Source organism: Streptomyces sindenensis (assembly GCF_014649035.1).
Taxonomy (GTDB): Bacteria; Actinomycetota; Actinomycetes; order Streptomycetales; family Streptomycetaceae; genus Streptomyces; species Streptomyces sindenensis.
Map to the genome: position 1 here is coordinate 118,840 of NZ_BMSG01000017.1, position 19,074 is coordinate 137,913.

The window sequence follows — 19,074 nt, forward strand, 5'->3', positions numbered from 1 at the left end:
CATATGCCGCACATCGGGCGACATGGGCGGGTGCGGGGTCCAGAATCGGGCCATGGACCTGCCGGTGATGCCGCCCGTGAAGCCGATGCTCGCCAAGTCGGTGGCCCGGATCCCGCCGGGCATGGCGTACGAGGCGAAGTGGGACGGTTTCCGGGCGATCGTGTACCGGGACGGCGACGAGGTCGAGATCGGCAGCCGGACGGGCAAGTCGCTGACGCGCTACTTCCCCGATCTGGTCGACGCCGTGCGGGACAACCTCACGCCGCGCTGTGTGATCGACGGGGAGATCGTCATCGCCCACGAGGGGCGGCTCGACTTCGAGCGGCTCAGCGAGCGCATCCATCCGGCGGACTCCCGGGTGCGGATGCTTGCCGAGCAGACCCCGGCGAGCTTCATCGCCTTCGACGTCCTCGCGGTCGACGACACCTCCCTGCTGAGCACCCCGCAGGCGGACCGGCGGGCGGTGTTGACGGCCGCCCTCTCCGGGGCCTCCGCGCCCGTGCACCTCGCGCCGTCCACCACGGACATCGAGGTCGCGCGGCAGTGGTTCGACCGGTACGAGGGGGCGGGGCTCGACGGGATCGTGGCGAAGCCGCTGGATCTGCCGTACCGGCCCGACACCCGGGTGATGTACAAGATCAAGCACGAGCGGACCGCCGACGTCGTGGTGGCCGGCTACCGCGAGCACAAGAGCGGCCCGGTCGTCGGCTCTTTGCTGCTCGGGCTGTACGACACCGGGGGCGTGCTCCAGCACGTCGGGGTCTGCGCGGCCTTCGCGATGAGGCGGCGCGCCGAGCTGGCCGAGGAACTCGCCCCGCTGCGCTGCGAGTTCGCCGAGCACCCGTGGGGCGCCTGGGCGGACGCGGCGGCGCACGAGAAGTCCCGGCTGCCGGGCGCGCAGAACCGGTGGACCGGCAAGAAGGACCAGTCCTGGGTGCCGCTGCGGCCGGAGCGGGTGTGCGAGGTGGCCTACGACCACATGGAGGGCGACCGGTTCCGGCACACCACCCAGTTCCGCCGGTGGCGGCCGGACCGGTCCCCCGCGAGCTGTACGTACGCGCAGCTGGAGGAGGTCGTCTCCTACGACCTGTCCGAGGTGCTGTCAGGCGGCTGAACCCGGCTCACCGGTCGGCGTGGCGCAGGGCTCGTCCGCCCCGCCGGAGCCGGGCGGGGCGGCGGCGTCGGACGGGGAGGGCGACGAGGTGTCGTCGGAGCAGCCCGGGCCGCTCTCGCCGGGGTCGGGCGGGGTGGTGGGCCCTGTCGGGTCGGGGCCGGTGCCCGGATCGGTGGGATCAGGGCTCGGGCCCGGGCCGGTCGGGTCGGGGCTGGGCCCCGGGCCGGGGTCGGTGGGCCCGGGGTCGGTGGGCCCGGGGTCGGTGGGCCCGGGGTCGGTGGGCCCGGGGTCGGTCGGGTCGGGGTCGGTCGGGTCGGGGGTGGGGCTCGGGGAGCCGGGCTTCGTGGGGCGCGGAGGGGTGGGGATCGGGCTCGGCGGCCTGGTGGGCTGCGGGCCGACGACGACGCCTCCGTCGTCCTTGCCGGGGCTTTCCGGAGCGCCGGGGCGTTCCGGAGCGCCGGGGCCGCCGACCGGGGACTGGGGGCGGGTCTTCCCGCCGGGGCCGGGGCTGACCGGGAGGACGCCCTCGCCGTCGGCGACCGGATGGCTGCCCTGGCGGTAGAACTCCAGCCAGGACAGCACCATCCGCAGATAGGTGTCGGAGCGGTTGTAGCCGAGGATGGCCCGGTCCAGGTCGGCGCGGCGGGTCAGATCGCGCGAACCGGCGCACAGGTAGTGCCCGGCGGCGAGCGCCGCGTCGTAGATGTTGTTCGGGTCCTTGCGGCCGTCGCCGTTGCCGTCCGCGCCCCAGGCGGCCCAGGTGGACGGGATGAACTGGAGGGGCCCGACGGCCCGGTCGTAGGTACTGTCGCCGTCGTACGCCCCGCCGTCGGTGTCCCGGATCAGGGCGAAGCCGTTGCCGTCGAGCGCGGGGCCGAGGATCGGGGCGAGGGTCGTCCCGCGCGCGTCCACCCGCCCGCCGGACGCCTGGCCGGACTCGACCTTGCCGATCGCCGCGAGCAACTGCCACGGCAGCCCGCACCCCGGATCGCTGCGGCCCACCGCGCTCTCGGCCTTGCGGTAGGCGTCCAGCACGGTGGCCGGAATGCCCGCCTCGTGCCAGGCACGGACCACGAGGGGGTCGGGCTGCTTCCCGGGCTTCAGGAGTTCGGGCGGCTTCGGGGACCGCAAGGGCGGCAACTCCGTGTGGTAGACGTCGTCCCCCGGCACCTCGGTCCACACCACGTCGTCGGAGGCCGCCGCCTTCTCCTTCCGGGGCTCGGGCACCGCGAACCCCGGGGCCTGGGACGCGGTGAGCGCGGTCATCGCGGCCAGGGCGGTGGCCGTGGTGCCGAGCCGGCGGCGCACCGTGCGGTTGAAGCTCATGCGGATTCCCTTCGCTCAGCGGGTGAACGTGTCGATGGCGGCGATCAGCCAGGTGTCCCCGCGGCGGACGGCGTCCACGGCGAACATGGCCGCCGCGTACGTCGTCTCCTCGTCCTTGCCCGTACGGGTGTTGCTCTGGTCGGCGAAGATCAGCAGCCGGGCGCGGTCGCCGTCGAGGAACTCGACCCCGCTCTCGGTGACGGTGGTGGTCAGGACGAGTTTCTGCTCCGGGGCCTGCTCCCGTACGTCGGCGAGCATGTCCTTGTGCTGCTGCACGGCCCGGCCGGTCAGATAGGTGCTCGCCGCGCGGTCGGACCGGGCCGGCGAGGCGTAGTCGTAGCTGAACACCGCGCCGACCGCCTCGCTGATCCGGCCCTTCACCTCACTGGTGCCGGCGATGTCGGTGAGCGCGGCGTTCTGCCGGGCGGGCTCGTCGCGGAGACCGCTCGCCGAGGCGAACGCCCAGACGGCGACGGCCCCGAGGAGCACGGTGAGCGCGCAGAGCACGGCGGGCAGGGTGATGCGGAGGCGGGAGTCCCGGCGGCTGGGGACGTCGTCGGGGCTCCCGCCTTCGGCCCGGCGGCCGGGGCCGTCGCCGGGGTCGCTGCCACCGTCGGGGTCGGGTTCGCCTTCCGTCGTCTCCGTGACAGGGGCGGGCTCGGTCGTGGTGGCCGGGGCGGCCGGCGGGCCGGGCTCGGTCGCGGTGGCCGGGGCGGCGGTGACCCCGGCCAACGGCTCCGGTCCGTTCTCCGCCGTACGCGAAGGGGTCGTGGCCAGCCGGCGGCGGCGGTTGACGAGATGACGGGTCGTCGACATGGGTGGGTCCTCTCCGGGGCGTACGGGTGGGCGGGGCGCGGCGCGGAGATCAGCCGCCCGTGGAGCCGACGGGCGCCTGGCCCAGCGCGCTGAGCTTCCACCCCCCGGAGGTCCGGGTGAGGGTGCCGAGCAGCCGGCTCTCCTTCACCGCCGGTTCGCCCTTGGGCGCGGTGACCGTCACCCTGAGCGCGACCATCACCCCTGCCCGTCCCGCCCGCTGGTCCAGTTCGGTCACCGCGCCGGAGAGGACCTTCGCCGTGCTCACGGTCTTCGCCTCGGCGATCTGCTTCGCGAACGCGTCGCGTCCGTCGACGAGTTGGCGGTGGAGGTCGCCGGTGGTCGACTGCTCCCAGCTGTCGAGCCCCTGCTCCAGCGCTTTGTGGTTCAGGGTGTTCATGTTCTGCACCGCCTGCTCCCCCGCCGCCAGTGCGTCGTCCCGCGCCTGCGCGAAGGACGCCGCGTCGTCGTGCGAGGCCGCGTAGCGCTGCCAGCCGCCCCAGCCGGCGGCTCCGGCCGCGCAGACCACCAGGGCCAGAGCGACGAGCAGGAGCGGGTTCCTCGTCCCGGTGGTCCTGCGCGTCCCGGTCTTCACTGTCGTCGTCCGCCGCCGTGCCATCTGCTGCCTCTCCCCTGCCTGCCGAACCGGGCCCGTCCGCCTTCGTCTCCGGGCCGCCGTCATGTGGAGCCGATCTCGACGATCCACCAGCGCCCGTCGCGCAGTTCGGCGACCACCGTGAGCTGCGCGGAGGCGGTGGTGGGGGCGCGGCCCCGGCGTTCGTGGACCTGGTCGAGGAAGACCAGGAGGTGTGCGCTGTCGTCGGTCAGCCGGGTCACACCGGCCCGGACGACCCCGGTGGTGAGCGTCAGCTTCTGGTCGGCGGACTGCCGCTCGACCTGGCCGAACAGTGCCGCGTACTGCTGGAGCGCCTTGCCCGCCAGGACCTCCTTCGCTGCCGCCCGCGTGGTCGCGGTGGCCCCGGGCCCGTACGAGAAGATCTTGCTGAGCGCGCTGCTGACATCGCCCGTGACGCGGGTGGTCGCCTCCGCGTCGGTGAGTGCCCGGTTCGCCGTGGCGGAGGTGTCGCGCAGCTGGCGCCCTTCGGCGTACAGGGCGCCGCCCGTGGCGAGCAGGGCGACCGTCAGCAGGGCGCCGAGGACGCGCGGCCACCGGCGGCGGACCACGTCCGCACCGTCGTGCGGGTCCGGCGCCCGCGTCCCGGTCTCCTCGGCCCCGGGGCCGAGGTCGGGGTCGGGGGCGACATCGCTGTTCACCGTCGTCGTTCCTCCGCTCGCTCTCATCGGCCGCCGCCCGTCCCGATCGCCGTGAGCGCCTTGACCTTCCAGCCGTCGGCCGTACGGGCGAGGGTCGCCCCGAACCGCTTGCGCTGGGTGCCGGCCGCGCCGGAGCGCGGGGTGACCTCGACGTCCACGGTGGCGATCAGCTCGGCCGTACCGGTGCGCTCGTCCAGTGCGGTGAGCGCCGCCGAGGTGACCTTGCCCCGGGCCGTGTCGCCCGCCGTCGTGAGGGACTTCGCGTCGGCCTTGCGGGTCCGCGCCAGCTCGTCGTGGAGCGGCCCGGTGGAGGAGTCCAGCCAGGCGCGCAACCCGTCGTCGACCCGCCGCGCGCTCTTGCCGTCCAGGGTGTTCAGCGTCGCGAGGTGCCGTCTGCCCTCGGTCAGGGCCGTGTCGCGGGCCTTCGCGAAGGAGAGGGTGCGGTCGCCGCGCGCCTGCCCGTACGACCAGGCGCCCAGCCCGCAGACCAGGGCGGCGACGAGCAGGACGGCCCAGCCGCCCAGGTGCCGGGTGCGGGAGGTCATGAGCCGCCTCCCAGACCCAGCAGCCCGGCCATGTCCTCGATCGGCGGCTGTGTGTCCGCGGCAGTGCCGGCCACGGCTCCGGACAGCTTCATCCAGCCCGGGACGGCCGGTTTCGGCACGGGGCCGCCCTTGGGGGCGTTGGCGCTGCCCCGGACGTTGATGCCGGTGCCGGGCGAGGACGTGCAGCGGGCGGCGGTGTTCACGGCGGGTCCGGCCGAGGTGTCGAGCCCGTTGCGGTAGACCGTTCCGCCGTAGCCGGAGGTACAGGGCAGCGGTTCGAAGAAGGTGACGGACATCCCGAACCGGGCGCCGTCGTCGTCGACCGCGCTCGCCCCGGCGGCGGCGACGGCGGGGAGTTTCACGAGGAGTTCCTCCAGGCCCCGTTGGCGGGTGACGGCCACTTCCGATGTGGTGAGGAGGTTGGCGACGACGACGCCGAAGGCCGGGTCCACGTCGCGCAGCAGTCCGCTGATCTGTACGGCGGCGTCCGGGGTGGTCGCGATGAGGCGGCGCAGGTCGCCGTCGGAGCCCTTGAGTTCGGCGGCCAGTTCCTTCGCACCCTTGGCGAAGCCCTTCAGTGCCCTGCCCTGTTCGGCCTGGGTGCGCAGGACCTGCTCGCCGTCGGCCATCAGCCGGGTGGTGACCGGCAGGGCCTTGTCCGCGGCCTCGATGAGGTCGCCGCCGGTGTCCAGCAGGACCTGGAGGTCGTCGCCGCGCCCTTCGAAGGCCGCCCCGAACTCCTCGACGACGGTCCGCAGGCTCTCCAGGTCCACCGAGCTCGCCAGGTCGTCGACGCTGGTGAGGACGTCGGTGGGGGGTGCGGGGATGGTGGTGTCAGCTTCGTCGATGACGGAGCCGTTGCCCAGGAAGGGGCCTTCCGAGCGGGTGGGCCGCAGATCGATGTACTGCTCGCCGACCGCCGAGAGGTTGGCGACGACGGCCGTGAGGCTGTCCGGGATCCGCGGGGCGTCCTTCTCGATCCGCAGCTCGGCCTCGACGCCGTCCTCGGTCAGCTCGATGGGCCCGACGCGGCCCACGGAGACGCCCCGGTAGGTGACGTTGGAGTGGGTGTACAGGCCGCCCGTCTGCGGGAGTTGGACCGTGACGGTGTAGTAGCTGCGCAGTCCGACGTAGTGGCCGAGGTCGGCATAGCGGACACCCAGGTAGCCGAGGACGAGGACGGCGATGACGAGGAAGGCGAGGTTCTTCAGCCGGACGGCGAGGGTGATCACGGTGTCGCCTCCTTCGTGGTCTTCGGCGTGCCCGGAGCTGTGGACGTCGGCGTGCCCGGAGCGGTGGTCTTCGGCGTGCCCGACACGGCGGGCAGCGGCAGCGGGAGGGGCAGCGCGCCCTTGGCCGAAGCGGCCGGTTCCTCGCCCTCGGCCGGGGGCTGGGGAATGCCCGGGGGGTCCGGGGTGAGGGCCGGGATGATCTGCGTGCCGGGCATGGCCGTCACGTCCAGGTAGACGTTGAGGTAGTCGCCCTTGACGCCGCGCAGCACCTCGTCCGTGAACGGGTAGGTCAGCAGCACCTGGAGCGAGTTCGGGAGGTCCTGACCGGAGTCGGCGAGCGCCTTCAGGGTCGGGGCGAGCGCCTTGAGGTCGGCGATCATGTCGGCCTTGCTCCGGTTGATGGTGTCGACGGCGACCGTGGACAGGGTGTCGAGGGAGCGCAGCATGGTCAGCAGGGAGCCGCGCTGTTTCTCCAGGACCTTGAGTCCGGGGCTGAGTCCGGTGAGAACGGTGCCGACGTCCTGTTTGCGGGTGGCGAGCGTGGTGGCGAGCCGGTTGACGCCGTCGAGCGCCCGCGTGATGTCGCCCTTGTTCTCGTCCAGGTTGGTCACGAGGGTGTCGACCCGGTTGAGCACGGAGCGGATCTGCGGTTCCTGCCCGGCGAGCGCCTTGTTGAGTTCGGTGGTGATGGTCTTGAGCTGGTTGACGCCGCCCCCGTTGAGGAGCATGGACAGGGCTCCGAAGACCTCTTCGACCTCGGGGTTCCGGTTGGTGCGGGAGACGGGGATGCGGCCGCCGCTCGCGAGCGTTCCGTGGGCGGTGCCCTCGGGGGGCGGGGCGAGCTGGATGAACTTCTCGCCGAGCAGGCTGGACTGTTCGAGCCGGGCGTAGGCGTTGGCGGGAAGCTTGACCTTGCCGTTGACCTGCATGGTGACCCGGGCCCGCCAGCCGTCCGGGGCCAGCGCGATCTTCGTGACGCGTCCCACGGAGACGTCGTTGACCTTGACCGAGGACTGCGGGGCGAGGCTGAGGACGTCGCCGAACTCGGCGGTGACCTCGTAGGGCCGGTCTCCCAGGTCCGCGCCGCCGGGCAGCGGAATCTGCTCGATGCCGGTGAAGGAGGGGGCGTCGGGGCGGACCACGACCAGGGCGATCAGCGCGCCGGTGGCGAGCAGCGCGACCGTGCCGACGGCCGCGCGTGCGGCGGGTCTGCGCCGGATCTCGTCGTTCATCGCCCTGCTCCCTTCTGCCGGCCGGTCCCGCCGGACGTGCCTGACTCGCCGGCCTTCTCCGCCCTGCCGGCCTCGCCGGGCCGCTTCTCGGGGGTGCCGTAGACCGTGCCGACCTCCGGCAGTGGCAGGACGGGCAGCGCCTTGCGGCGGGTCGCGTCGACGGGGGCGAGTCCGGTGAGCCGGCTCGCCGCGGCGGCGGCCCCGGGCTCCACGAGCGGCCCGCCCATGGACAGTTCGTTGAGGTTGGTCCGCCCGTTGAGGGTGCGGTGGGCCGGGTCGTAGGCGTTGAGGACGTTGCCCGCGGCAAGCGGCAGGGTGTCCATCGCCTCGGCGAGCGAGGCGCGCTGGTCGACCAGCGCCTGGGTGACCGGCACCAGGGCCTCGACGTTCTTCTTCAGCGAGCCGCGGTTCTTGGCGATGAACGTCTTGACCTGGCCGAGGGCGGCGCCGAGCTCCTTCAGGGCCGCGCTGAGGTTCTTCTTGTCGTCGGCGAGGAACGTGGTGACGGTGTTCAGCTGCTGCTCGGCGCTGCGGACGTTGCCGTCGTTCTCCTTGAGCATGGTGGTGAAGCCCTGGAGGTACTTGAGGGTGTCGAACAGGTCGCCGCTGCTCTTGTCGAGTGTCTTGGTGGCCTTGCCGAACTGCTCGATGGAGTCCCCGATGGCCTTGCCGTTGCCGTCGAGGTTCTTCGCCCCGGTGTCCAGGAGCCGGGCCAACGCGCCGTTGGCGTTGGCCCCGTCGGGGCCGAGCGCGGTGGAGAGTTCGGTGATGGAGGCGTACAGCTCGTCGACCTCGACGGGGGTGGCGTTGCGGGCGGCGGGCAGCACCGCGCCGTCGGCGAGCCGGGGGCCGCCGTCGTAGGCCGGGGCGAGCTGGATGTAGCGGTCGGCGACGAGGCTGGGGGCGACGACGACGGCGTGGGCGTCCTTGGGTACGTCGATCCCCTTGTCGAGGCGCAGGACGACCTTCACCTCCTTGCCGCGCGGTTCGACGGAGTCGACGGTGCCGGCCTTGACGCCGAGGATCCGCAGGTCGGATCCGGCGTAGACGCCGGTGGCCCGGTCGAAATAGGCGGTGACGGTTCTCTTCCCGTCCTCCTCCAGGGCGCTCACGCCGGTGGCGGCCACGACGGCGACGACGGCGAGTCCGGCGCCGATGCCGGTGATACGGGTGCGTCTCATGTCAGCGGCCCCCTTGCTGCCGGGGTGGCATGCATCCGGTCGCCGGGGGTGTGCCGGCGGGGAGGTAGTTCCTGGGCACGACGCCGCAGACGTAGTTGTCGAACCAGCGTCCGCTGCCGAGGGTGTTGCCGACGAGGCGGCTGTAGGAGCCGGTCGTGGCGAGGACCTTGTCCAGGCTCTTGCGGTTCTTCACCAGGACGGCGGTGACCCGTCCGAGGGAGGCCAGGGTCGGTCCGAGCTGCTTTTCGTTGTCCTTGACGAGTCCGGTGAGCTGGGTGCCGAGGTCGCGGGTGCCGGTGAGCAGCAGATGGATGGAGTCGCGGCGGGCCTGGACCTCGCCGAGCAGGAGGTTTCCGTCCTCCAGGAGCGTCTCGAAGCTGCTCTTCTTGCCGTCGAGGGTCCGGGTCAGCTTCTTGCTGCTGCTGAGCAGGGTCGCGAGCTGGGCGTCGCGTTCGGAGACCGTACGGGAGAGTGCGGAGAGCCCGTTCGCGGCGTTGCGGACGTGGGGCGGGGAGTCCTTGAAGGTGGCGGAGATCGTCTCGAAGCTCTTGGCGAGCTGGTCGGTGTCGATCTCGCCGATGGTCTCGCCCAGCCCGTTGAACGCCTGGGTGACGTCGTACGGGGAGGTGGTGCGGCTCGCGGTGATGCGGGAGCCGGGGTCCTGCGGGGCGTCGCCGAGGGGGTCGACGGCGAGGTACTTCTCGCCGAGCAGGGTCTTGATGGCGATGCCGACGGTGGAGGAGTCGCCGATCCAGGCGTCCTTGACCCGGAAGTCGACGCGGACCCTGGCACCGTCCAGAGAGACGCCGGTCACCTCGCCGACCTTCACTCCGGCGATGCGCACCTCGTCGCCGTCGTCGAGTCCGGCGGATTCGGTGAAGTCGGCGCTGTAGGTGGTGCCGTTGTCGACGAAGGGCAGCGAGTCGGCGCGCCAGGCGGCGAGGCCGACGAGGGCCAGGACGAGGAGCCCGACGACGGCGACGGCGACCGGGTTGCGTTCCCGGATGGGGGTGAGTCTCATGCCAGGCACCTCGGTTGGGTGATCGCGATGCCGGTGGGCGGCTTGCTGCCGTCGTCGTGGGTGACGCCGCTGACCTTCGCCTCGCAGAGGTAGAGGTTGAGCCACGATCCGTAGGACGTCAGCCGGCTGATGGCCGCCATCTTGGCCGGGGTCTTCTGGAGGAAGTTCTCGATCTGCGGGGTGCCCTTCTCCAACTGGCCGCTGAGACGTCCGAGTTGACGGATGTCGTCCTTGAGGGGCTTCCTGCCGTCCTGGAAGAGGTCGGCGGTGACGGTGGTGAGCGCGCCCATCGCGGTGATGGCCTCGCCGAGCGGTTTGCGGTCGCCGGAGAATCCGGTGACGAGCTTCTGGAGAGTGACGACGAGGTCGTCGAAGCCCTCCTCGCGGTCGTTGACCGTCTTGAGGACCGTGTTGAGGTTCGTGATCACCTCGCCGATCACCTTGTCCTTCGCGGCGACGGTCGTGGTGAGCGAGCCGACGTGCCGCAGGATGCTGTCGACGGTTCCGCCCTCGCCCTGGAGGACCTGGACGATGGAGCCGGCGAGCTGGTTGACGTCGGGCGGCGACAGTCCTTCGAAGAGCGGCTGGAAGCCGTTGAAGAGCTGCGTGAGGTCGAGGGCCGGGGTGGTGCGGGAGAGCGGGATGGTGTCGCCGGGCGCGAAGGTCCGGCCGACGGGTCCGGCACCCTGGTCGAGGTCGACGTACCGCTGGCCGACCATGTTGAGGTACTTGATGGACGCGGTCACGGAGGCGGGGAGGTCGCGCCCCTTGCGTACGGCGAAGGCGACTTCGGCGACGCGCCGGTCGGCCACCCGCACGGATTCGACCTGGCCGACCTTCACCCCGGCGATCCGGACGCTGTCGCCGGGGATGAGGCCGGTGGCGTCGGTGAACCGCGCCTTGTACATGCGGGTGTCGCCGACGCCCTTGTTGGCGATGGAGAGTCCGAGGACGGTGGTGGCCAGCACCGTGACGACGATGAAGACGAGGGACTTGGTGATCGGTCCCGCGAGCGAGCGGCGTTTCACTTGAGCTTCACCTCCGCACCGCGGAAGGCCGGGCCGATGAGCACGCTGCTCCAGTCCGGCAGGTCCCCCGGCCGGACCTTCAGCGAGGGGGCGACGAGTTCGTTCACGAGCTGGGACTCCTGGGGCGAGTTGGGCAGTCCGAGCGCGGTGTCGGTGCCTCCGCCGTCGTGGTCCCGGATGGGCGGGGGCGCGATGACGTCGGCGGCCCGGCGGGTGTCGGCGGTCGGGGCGTGCTTGCCGACGTACGGCACCGAGTAGCACCGGGGGCCGCCCGTGGCGTCGTAGGCCGGGGTGTCCCTGCCGGGGATGTACTTCCCCTTCGAGGGCACGGACTTGACCGACACGTGCAGCCCCGGCTCATTGGTTCCCTTGCCCAGCGCCTTGTCCATGGCGGGCACGAAGCCGGCCATGGTGCGCAGGGTGCAGGGGAACGAATCCGCGTACTCCGCGAGGAGTTCGAGGGACGGCCTGCTCGCGGCGGAGAGCCGGATGAGGTTGTCCTTGTTCTCCCGCAGGAAGGTGGTGACGTCCTGGGCGGCGGCCGTGGTGGTGCCGTGGAGAGCCGCGAGCCGCGCCTCCTCGTCGGCGAGGGTGGAGCTGGTGACCGTGGCGTCCCTCAGCGCGTCGAGGACGTCCGGCGCGGCGTCCGCGTACAGCGTGCTCACCTTGACGAGTTCCTTGATGTCGGCGTTGAGGGTGGGGAGTTGCGGGTTGAACTTCTTCAGGTGGTGATCCAGCGTGGTCAGCGTCTCGCCGAGGCGGTCACCGCGTCCCTCCAGCGCCCGGGAGACGGCGTTGAGGGTGGCGGAGAGCTTCTCGGGCTTCACGGCGGTCAGCAGCGGCAGGACGTTGTCGAGGACCTGTTCCAGCTCGATGGCGTTGCTGGAGCGGTCCTGCGGGATGACGGCCCCGGCCCGCAGGGTGGTGGCCGCGGGGATGCGGGGCGGGACGAGCGCGACGAACCGGGCGCCGAAGAGGGTGGTCGGCAGCATCTGGGCGGTGACGTCGGCCGGGACCTGGCCGAGCTTGTCGCGGTCGACGGCCAGGGTCAGGCGGGCGCCGTCGTCGTCGGTGGCGATGGAGCGGACCTGTCCGACGACGACGCCGCGGAGCTTCACGTCGGCGCCTTTGTGCATCTCGTTGCCGACCGGTCCGGTGCGGACGGTGACGGTGGCGTCGTCGGCGAAGTCCTTCTGGTACACGGAGACCGAGACCCACACCAGGACGGCGGGCACCAGCAGGAAGGCGACTCCGGCCAGGCGGCGGCGGATGGTGCGGGTGCTGGATGTACGCATCAGCCGGCCACCTTCACCGTTGTCGTGGCGCCCCAGATGGCGAGCGAGAGGAAGAAGTCGGTGACGCTGATGAGCACGATGGCGTTGCGCACCGAGCGGCCGACCGCCACCCCCACGCCGGCCGGTCCGCCGGTGGCGTGGAAGCCGTAGTAGCAGTGGGCGAGGATCACCAGCACGCTGAAGATCAGCACCTTGAGCACCGACAGCAGGACGTCCTGCGGGGAGAGGAAGAGGTTGAAGTAGTGGTCGTAGGTGCCCGCCGACTGGCCGTTGAAGAGGATGGTGATCCAGCGGGAGGCGACGTACGAGGAGAGCAGGCCGATCGCGTACAGCGGGATGATCGCGACGACTCCGGCGATGATCCGGGTGGTGACGAGGTAGGGCATGGACCGGACGCCCATCGCCTCCAGGGCGTCGACCTCCTCGTTGATCCGCATCGCGCCGAGCTGGGCGGTGAAGCCCGCGCCGACGGTGGCGGAGAGGGCGAGCCCGGCGACCAGGGGGGCGATCTCCCGGGTGTTGAAGTAGGCGGAGACGAACCCGGTGAACGCCGAGGTGCCGATCTGGTTGAGGGCGGCGTACCCCTGGAGTCCGACGACCGTGCCGGTGAACAGGGTCATCGCGATCATCACGCCGATGGTGCCGCCGATGACGCCGAGTCCGCCGCTGCCGAAGGCGACCTCGGCCAGCAGCCGTTGCACCTCGCGCAGATAGCGGCGCAGGGTGCGCGGTATCCAGACAAGTGCTTTTACGTAGAAGGTGAGTTGGTCGCCCGATCGGTCGAGCCAGTTCAGCATGGCCATCGGTCAGCTCCCCTTCGCGGGGACGATCTGGAGGTAGATCGCCGTGAGGACCATGTTCACGAAGAACAGCAGCATGAAGGTGATGACGACTGACTGGTTGACCGCGTCGCCGACCCCTTTGGGGCCGCCGCGCGGGTTGAGGCCCCGGTAGGCGGCGACGATGCCGGCGATGAAGCCGAAGATCAGGGCCTTGAACTCGCTGATGTACAGGTCGGGCAGCTGGGCGAGGGCGGAGAAGCTCGCGAGATAGGCGCCCGGGGTGCCGTCCTGCATGATCACGTTGAAGAAGTAGCCGCCGAGCGTGCCGACCACCGAGATCAGCCCGTTGAGCAGGACGGCGACGAGCATGGCGGCGAGGACCCGGGGGACGACGAGGCGCTGGATGGGCGAGACGCCCATGACCTCCATCGCGTCGAGTTCCTCGCGGATCTTGCGGGAACCGAGGTCGGCGCAGATCGCGGAGCCGGCGGCGCCGGAGATCAGCAGCGCCACGATGAGCGGGCTCGCCTGCTGGATCACCGCGAGGACACTGGCGCCGCCGGTGAAGGACTGGGCGCCGAGCTGCTGGGTGAGGGAGCCGACCTGGAGGGCGATGACCGCGCCGAACGGGATGGAGACGAGGGCGGCGGGCAGGATCGTGACGCTCGCGACGAACCAGAACTGCTCGATGAACTCCCGCACCTGGAACGGTCCGCGGAAGATGGCCCGGGCCACGGCGACGGCGAGCGCGAACAGCTTCCCGGTCTCGCGGAGCGGGGCGAGCAGCCGGGACGGGCGGCGCTGCACGGGGGCCTTCTCGGGGATCCCCCCGGCGGTCTTCCCGAAGGCGGCAGGCGGGGGCTTCTCGGGCGGCTCGGGCGGCCGCACCGGCATCGGGGCGGTCACGCGCGCGCACCTCCCGCGGCCGGGGCGTAGCTGTCGAGGATCGCCGTGCGGGCGGCCTCCGGCAACTGGCCCATCATCGACATGACCCGCTCGCGTCGGCGCAGCGCTCCCTGGCGTACGGGCATCCCGGGTGAGGGCTCCAGCTGGGGGACGACGGTGCGGGGGCCGGTGGGCAGCGGGACGGTGTCGGCCTGCTGCTCGGCGGCGAGGGTGGCGGCGTCCTTCTCCTCGGACATGCCGATGGGTCCTTCGCGGCGTCCGGCCAGGAACTGGGAGACGACCGGGGTGTCGCTGGTGAGCAGCACCTCGCGCGGGCCGAAGGTGACGAGGTTGCGGCAGAACAGCATGCCCATGTTGTCGGGGACGGACGCCGCGATGTCGAGGTTGTGGGTGACGATGAGCATCGTCGCGTCGATCTGCGCGTTGAGGTCGATGAGGAGCTGCGAGAGGTAGGCGGTGCGGACCGGGTCGAGGCCGGAGTCCGGCTCGTCGCAGAGGATGATCTGGGGGTCCAGGACGAGGGCGCGGGCGAGGCCGGCCCGCTTGCGCATACCGCCGGATATCTCGCCCGGCAGCTTTCCCTCGGCGCCGAGGAGACCGACGATGTCGATGCGCTCCATGACGATGCGGCGGATCTCGGATTCCTTCTTGCGGGTGTGCTCGCGCAGCGGGAAGGCGATGTTGTCGAAGAGTGACATCGAGCCGAAAAGGGCCCCGTCCTGGAACATGAGGCCGAAGAGTTTCCGGGTCTCCATGATGTCGCGTTCCGGGCTGTTCACCATGTCGACGCCGTTGATGAGGACGCGCCCCTGCTCGGGCTTGAGAAGCCCGATGATGGATTTCAGGAAGACGGTCTTTCCGGTCCCGGAAGGTCCGAGCATGACGCTCACTTCACCGGCGGGAAGGGTGAGGCTGACGTCCTGCCAGATGTTCTGCTTGCCGAAGGATTTCGTCAGGCCTTCGACGACTACTTCGATTCCCATCGACCCTCCCTCGAAGTGGCGGTGAACGTTTTCATCGGTTGACGCTCCGGCTCTGAGAAAGGCACTGGCGGCTCGTCACACATGCACCAAGGGGCGCACGTTATGTCCGCCGAAACCGCCAGTGCAAGCCGTTGAACAGCGGTTTTCGGTGAACCGGGGGGTGACGGTCGGAGCACTTGTCATTCGGTGACAAGGTCGGTCTCCGGCCTTGTCGAAATCTGCGCATGCAGCCGGGCGTTCCCGATCGGCACGTCTGGGACGCTACGGGCCGGTAACCTGACTTCGCAATACTGGGTACAGATTTTCCTCGGCGAGAATTCATGCGCCGCGAAGGATTGTTACCGGGTGAGCAATCCGCCCGTCAAACCTGTCGGATGATGAGGAAAAGCATGCCCGCCGGACCGGTCCGGCGGGCATGAAAGGAGCCCTTCCGGTCCCGTGGGACCGGAAGGGCTCGGAGGCTTTTCAGGTCATCGCTCGGGGTCGGGCACCCTCGGCGGGCAGTCGGGACCCTCCGGGTTCGTGGCCACGCACAGGGGCGCCTGGGTCATCTTCGTGTAGTTGTCGGCCTTCTTGCCCGGGCTGGAGATGGCCGAGGTGAAGATCGGGTCGAGGTCCTCGGTCGCGCCGCACCCCTCGAAGGGCGGGATGTGCGCGTACCCGGTCAGGCTGCCGCCGTACGCCACGAGGTAGCCGGCCGGCGGGTAGCTCTGGCCGTACCCCTTCAGCACCTGCTCGAAGGGGCGTTCGGTGCGGCAGTCGGGGCCCACGTCCAGCGGCACGCCGTTCACCTCGACGTCGGAGAGCCGCATGACCAGCCGGGCCGTGACCGTGGTCTCCTCCGGGTAGGTCGGCGTGTTGGTGACCGTGTGGGTGTGGATCGCTGCCGGGGGGCCCACCTGCTCCAGGGTCATGGTGGCGGTGGTCGGCATGAACCCGTAGCTGAGGAACGTGGCCTTCGTCGGCGGGAGCTGGCGCTTCCCCTGGTAGTCGAAGTCGACCTCGGAGCTGACGTCGACGGTGGAGGCGCAGGAGTCGTTGATGTAGCGCTTGTTCAGCACCACCTTCATGAACGCGGGCCCCAGCGCCGCCGCGCCGTCCAGCTTGGCGGCGTTGGCGTAGCCGGCCGCGTAGGTCTCGGCGGTGGTCATCACCCACTCGGGCGGGATCTCGATCGGGCAGCTGCCCGGGTCGTCCTCCAGGGCTTCGCGCCGCTTCTCGGTGAGGGCGTCGATCTTCTCGCGTGCGGTGGGCGGCAGCCCCTCGGCCGGGCGGGTGGGCGTCGGCTCCGGTGCGGGGTCGCTCTCGCCGGGCCGGGGTGCGGGGGCGGTGGGGTCCTGGGCGCCGCGGATCGCGATGGCGGCCAGTTCCGGCTCCTGCCCGGGGGCGGGGGCGCAGGCGACGTCGAGTCCCGGGGGCGTGGTCGGCTCACCGGCCTCCGTGAGTGAGGTCAGTGCGAGGGTGAGCGCGTCGGGGGCGAGGGTCGCGCGTCCCGGGCTGCCGAAGGCGACCGTCGGCACGTCCCCGGTCGCGGTGAGGGTCAGCGCGCCGTCCTCCCCTTCCCCCTCGGCTTCTCCGTCGGCTTCTCCGTCGCCTGCTTCTTCGCCCCGCGTGGGCAGGTCCGCCGGTGGGGCGGTCAGGTTCTGCCAGGAGGCATCGGCGGACCGGTCGCCGACGGTGTTGCGAACGGTGAGCCGGGCGACGGCCGACAGGGTGGCGGCGTCCAGGTCGGCGAACCGGGCGAGCGCCGTCGGCGGCAGGGTCACCTCGACCGCCACCCGGTCGGGGCGGATCTCCTCGCCCGTGCGGGCCGAGGTGGGGAGGACCGCCGAGACGACGACGTCGACCTCCTCGGGCCCGGAGGGGAAGGGGCAGGCGTAGCGGAGGGATACCTCCGACTTCTGCTCCGCGGCGGCCGATTCGGCGCTGGGAACGAGTGCGGTGGCGACGACGAGCGCCCCGCCCACGGCCCAGTGGATCGGTCGTCTCGCTGCGGCGCGTGCATCGACGGTCATACGGGTGTGTCCTTCCGGCGCGCGTGGGCCCAGGGTGGGCGGCTGCGGAGCGGGTCCGGTGGGTGCGGCGGCGGCTCTGCGGGCGGCGGCCGGGCGGGCCGCGGGCGGACTTCGGGGCGGAGTCGGACGTCGGACGGCCCCTACCGACGGGTACGGTACGCACGCCGACGACGCTCTGGGAAGGGTCGGGTTCGCGATCGGATCAGCGGCGGGCGGACTTTGGCAGCGGGTGACAATCCGCCGCCGCGCCGCTTGTCGGCGGGTGCGCGAAATCGTGCCCGGCCGTCGAGTGCGCACGGCCGGGCACGACGTTCGGAAGCGGTACGTCAGCGACGCGGGATCAGCCGCTGATGACCGGGGACTTGCCCGTTGCCGCGTTCACGATGGTGTACAGGCCCTGGAAGCTGGCGTTGGTGCCGACGATGCCGCAGCCGCCGCCGACCTTGTTGGTGATGGACAGGGTGAGTCCGCCGCCCGCGGTGTTCAGGGTGCCGTTGCTGCCGCCCGCGGACGGGTTGTTGTACTTGGCCGCGACCTTGCCGGTCACGTCGAAGGTGCAGGGGCCGAGGATGCTGCTCCCGGACACCTTCGCCTTGATCGCTCTGATCTCACCGGTCACCTGGCCCGTGGAGTTGGTGCCGGCGCCCGCCGCGTAGTCGAGGCCCCAGATCTGCCACGGCGGCGTGGTGGTCACCGTCCAGGTGGAGCTGAACGGCCCGGTGCACGGCGAGTTGAACGAGATCGCCGAGATGGACGCGAGGTTGGCCGGGCTGCCGGCGACCGGGGAGGTCGGCGCGTTGCCCGAGGCGGCGGAGGTCGCGCACTGGATCTTGTTGCCGTTGTTGTCGGTCAGGACGGTCACTCCGGCGCTGCCGTTGAAGTTGCCGGTCGGGGTGATCGTCCAGCTGGTCGGCGCGGCGACGGCCGACGGGGCCGCCAGCACGACGGATGCCGCGGCGGCACCGATCGCGGTGAGGAATCCGGTTCGCTTGAACATGGGGGTACTCCCTTTTCTCGTCCCGTTGGGGATGGGCTGAACGTGACTGGAGAGAGGCTCGTGCGCTGTGCTCGCCGGGCCGGACGGCGCGGCGTGCGGCGGGTCCACGGGGTGCCGGACGGTGCGGCACGCGGCCGGGGTCCGCGAGCAGGGGCCCGCGGTTTGCGGACCAGGACGTGGGGACGGGTGGCCGCATCACCTCCTCGTACGGGTGGGGGCGGGGACGGCCTACCGCTTCGCGGAGTGCCAGAATTCGGACAGCTTCCGGCCCTCGTTCGGCGCGAGGCCCGCGGGGTCGTAGGGGCTGCCGAAGTACGTGGTGGTGGCGTCGAGCGTCACACTGTTCTTCCCCGCGGCGGACGGGAGACCGGTCTTGAGGTTCACCGCCCAGTTCAGGAGCCCGGCGCCGCAACCGCTTGCGCCCGGTACGGCGAACGTGGCGTCGCCCTGGTCAGCGCCGTCGAAGGTGTAGCGCCCCATCTCGCCCTCGTCGTCGTTCGGCGTCCCGTCGGCCGAGAACCGCTGGAGCGAGAGGGTCGGTGCCGTGACGTTCCGCGGCTTGAGGAGCACCGGGTCGGCGGTGGTCCCGATGTAGCACTTGTCACCCAGGAACGGATTCTTGAGGTGGATACGGACCGGGATGGTGAGAATGGGCTCACCGGTGGAGAAAGCCGCGCTCATATTGAAGTCACGTGGCGCTCCGGCCGGTTCGATGGTGGCGGTCACCCGGTTGAGATCGTTGTCCGTCAACTGACGGCAGATTCCCGATACGAAGGGAATTCCGCTGGGGCACATCAGCCCGAGCAGCCCGCCGGGTATCTCGGCCGGATCCGCCGTCAGGGCCCCCTCGGGCGGGGCCACCAGTGAGGCGGTGCCGTCGGCGCGCTGGACGACACCGAGCTGGAGATCGGTGTGGCCGGTGGAGACCACGCTCTTGCCCAGCGTGATGGATCCGGTGGCCGAACTCGACGCGATGCAGGTGGCGATGGTGTTCACACCGTCGGCGGCCAGCATGGCGGGCGCGTCGACCGGACAGCGGTCGAAAGGCGCCCAGTCGCCGTTGAGCTGGGTGGCGGCGGCAGCCGAGCCGGTGGAGAGCAGAGCGCTGAATGCCGTGAACGCCGCGAGCAGACCTACGCGGGTTCGATTGGAAACGGATCTCATGTCGTCCCCTCTGTCGGCCGCGGTGGCGCGGCCTCGTGCACGAAGTTGACCGGTTCTGCAACGCATGCCCGCACCGCGACGACCGTCGGCGGCGGTGGGGCCCCGGGCGGCCCGGGGGCGGAGGATCGGAGCATCAAATTTCGGGCAGATTTCATGACCGAATTG

At 71.3% G+C, this 19,074-nt stretch carries 18 protein-coding genes; 1 reads left to right on the forward strand and 17 read right to left on the reverse strand.

Annotation, left to right across the window (positions count from 1 at the left end; genetic code table 11):
- The first annotated feature begins 52 nt into the window (after positions 1 to 52).
- On the forward strand, positions 53 to 1,114 hold the full coding sequence (locus tag IE145_RS19675; RefSeq protein ID WP_189526642.1) for an ATP-dependent DNA ligase: 1,062 nt from the start codon (positions 53 to 55) through the stop codon (positions 1,112 to 1,114).
- Here the strand turns inward: IE145_RS19675 and IE145_RS19680 are convergent.
- The 17 genes from IE145_RS19680 to IE145_RS19760 all read right to left on the reverse strand — a co-directional run bounded on the left by IE145_RS19680 (position 1,103) and on the right by IE145_RS19760 (position 18,909).
- Positions 1,103 to 2,440: a lytic transglycosylase domain-containing protein gene (locus tag IE145_RS19680; protein WP_189526644.1), complete on the reverse strand. Its 1,338-nt coding sequence runs from the start codon at positions 2,438 to 2,440 to the stop codon at positions 1,103 to 1,105. The two genes, IE145_RS19675 and IE145_RS19680, sit on opposite strands and share 12 nt — an antisense overlap.
- Before the next feature lie 15 nt (positions 2,441 to 2,455).
- Positions 2,456 to 3,256, reverse strand: a complete 801-nt coding sequence (locus IE145_RS19685) for a hypothetical protein (protein WP_189526646.1) — start codon at positions 3,254 to 3,256, stop codon at positions 2,456 to 2,458.
- A gap of 49 nt (positions 3,257 to 3,305) precedes the next feature.
- On the reverse strand, positions 3,306 to 3,872 hold the full coding sequence (locus IE145_RS19690; RefSeq protein ID WP_229825679.1) for an Rv1363c family protein: 567 nt from the start codon (positions 3,870 to 3,872) through the stop codon (positions 3,306 to 3,308).
- Positions 3,873 to 3,931: 59 nt separating this feature from the next.
- On the reverse strand, positions 3,932 to 4,555 hold the full coding sequence (locus IE145_RS19695; RefSeq protein ID WP_189526648.1) for a hypothetical protein: 624 nt from the start codon (positions 4,553 to 4,555) through the stop codon (positions 3,932 to 3,934).
- A complete protein-coding gene (locus IE145_RS19700) occupies positions 4,552 to 5,073 on the reverse strand; it encodes a hypothetical protein (protein ID WP_189526650.1) in 522 nt (173 codons plus the stop codon). Before IE145_RS19700 ends, IE145_RS19695 begins: the two co-directional genes overlap by 4 nt.
- On the reverse strand, positions 5,070 to 6,305 hold the full coding sequence (locus tag IE145_RS19705) for an MCE family protein (protein WP_189526652.1): 1,236 nt from the start codon (positions 6,303 to 6,305) through the stop codon (positions 5,070 to 5,072). The genes IE145_RS19700 and IE145_RS19705 overlap by 4 nt, the downstream gene beginning before the upstream one ends.
- Positions 6,302 to 7,537, reverse strand: coding sequence for an MCE family protein (locus IE145_RS19710; RefSeq protein ID WP_189526654.1), 1,236 nt, complete (start codon positions 7,535 to 7,537; stop codon positions 6,302 to 6,304). Before IE145_RS19710 ends, IE145_RS19705 begins: the two co-directional genes overlap by 4 nt.
- Positions 7,534 to 8,718, reverse strand: coding sequence for an MCE family protein (locus IE145_RS19715; protein ID WP_189526655.1), 1,185 nt, complete (start codon positions 8,716 to 8,718; stop codon positions 7,534 to 7,536). Before IE145_RS19715 ends, IE145_RS19710 begins: the two co-directional genes overlap by 4 nt.
- A 1-nt stretch (position 8,719) precedes the next feature.
- Positions 8,720 to 9,739: an MCE family protein gene (locus IE145_RS19720; RefSeq protein ID WP_189526657.1), complete on the reverse strand. Its 1,020-nt coding sequence runs from the start codon at positions 9,737 to 9,739 to the stop codon at positions 8,720 to 8,722.
- Positions 9,736 to 10,767: an MCE family protein gene (locus IE145_RS19725; RefSeq protein WP_189526659.1), complete on the reverse strand. Its 1,032-nt coding sequence runs from the start codon at positions 10,765 to 10,767 to the stop codon at positions 9,736 to 9,738. Before IE145_RS19725 ends, IE145_RS19720 begins: the two co-directional genes overlap by 4 nt.
- Positions 10,764 to 12,062, reverse strand: a complete 1,299-nt coding sequence (locus IE145_RS19730; protein ID WP_189526661.1) for an MCE family protein — start codon at positions 12,060 to 12,062, stop codon at positions 10,764 to 10,766. The genes IE145_RS19725 and IE145_RS19730 overlap by 4 nt, the downstream gene beginning before the upstream one ends.
- Positions 12,062 to 12,865, reverse strand: a complete 804-nt coding sequence (locus tag IE145_RS19735; RefSeq protein WP_189526663.1) for an MlaE family ABC transporter permease — start codon at positions 12,863 to 12,865, stop codon at positions 12,062 to 12,064. The genes IE145_RS19730 and IE145_RS19735 overlap by 1 nt, the downstream gene beginning before the upstream one ends.
- Before the next feature lie 3 nt (positions 12,866 to 12,868).
- Positions 12,869 to 13,750, reverse strand: coding sequence for an MlaE family ABC transporter permease (locus IE145_RS19740; protein WP_189526664.1), 882 nt, complete (start codon positions 13,748 to 13,750; stop codon positions 12,869 to 12,871).
- A complete protein-coding gene (locus IE145_RS19745) occupies positions 13,747 to 14,733 on the reverse strand; it encodes an ABC transporter ATP-binding protein (protein ID WP_189526666.1) in 987 nt (328 codons plus the stop codon). The genes IE145_RS19740 and IE145_RS19745 overlap by 4 nt, the downstream gene beginning before the upstream one ends.
- Before the next feature lie 470 nt (positions 14,734 to 15,203).
- Positions 15,204 to 16,748 (reverse strand): DUF6801 domain-containing protein, encoded by a 1,545-nt coding sequence (locus tag IE145_RS19750; RefSeq protein ID WP_189526668.1) that lies wholly within the window; start codon positions 16,746 to 16,748, stop codon positions 15,204 to 15,206.
- A gap of 340 nt (positions 16,749 to 17,088) precedes the next feature.
- Complete coding sequence (locus IE145_RS19755; protein WP_189526670.1) at positions 17,089 to 17,745, reverse strand: hypothetical protein; 657 nt, start codon at positions 17,743 to 17,745, stop codon at positions 17,089 to 17,091.
- Between the two features lie 228 nt (positions 17,746 to 17,973).
- Positions 17,974 to 18,909 (reverse strand): hypothetical protein, encoded by a 936-nt coding sequence (locus IE145_RS19760; RefSeq protein ID WP_189526671.1) that lies wholly within the window; start codon positions 18,907 to 18,909, stop codon positions 17,974 to 17,976.
- Positions 18,910 to 19,074 lie beyond the last annotated feature (165 nt).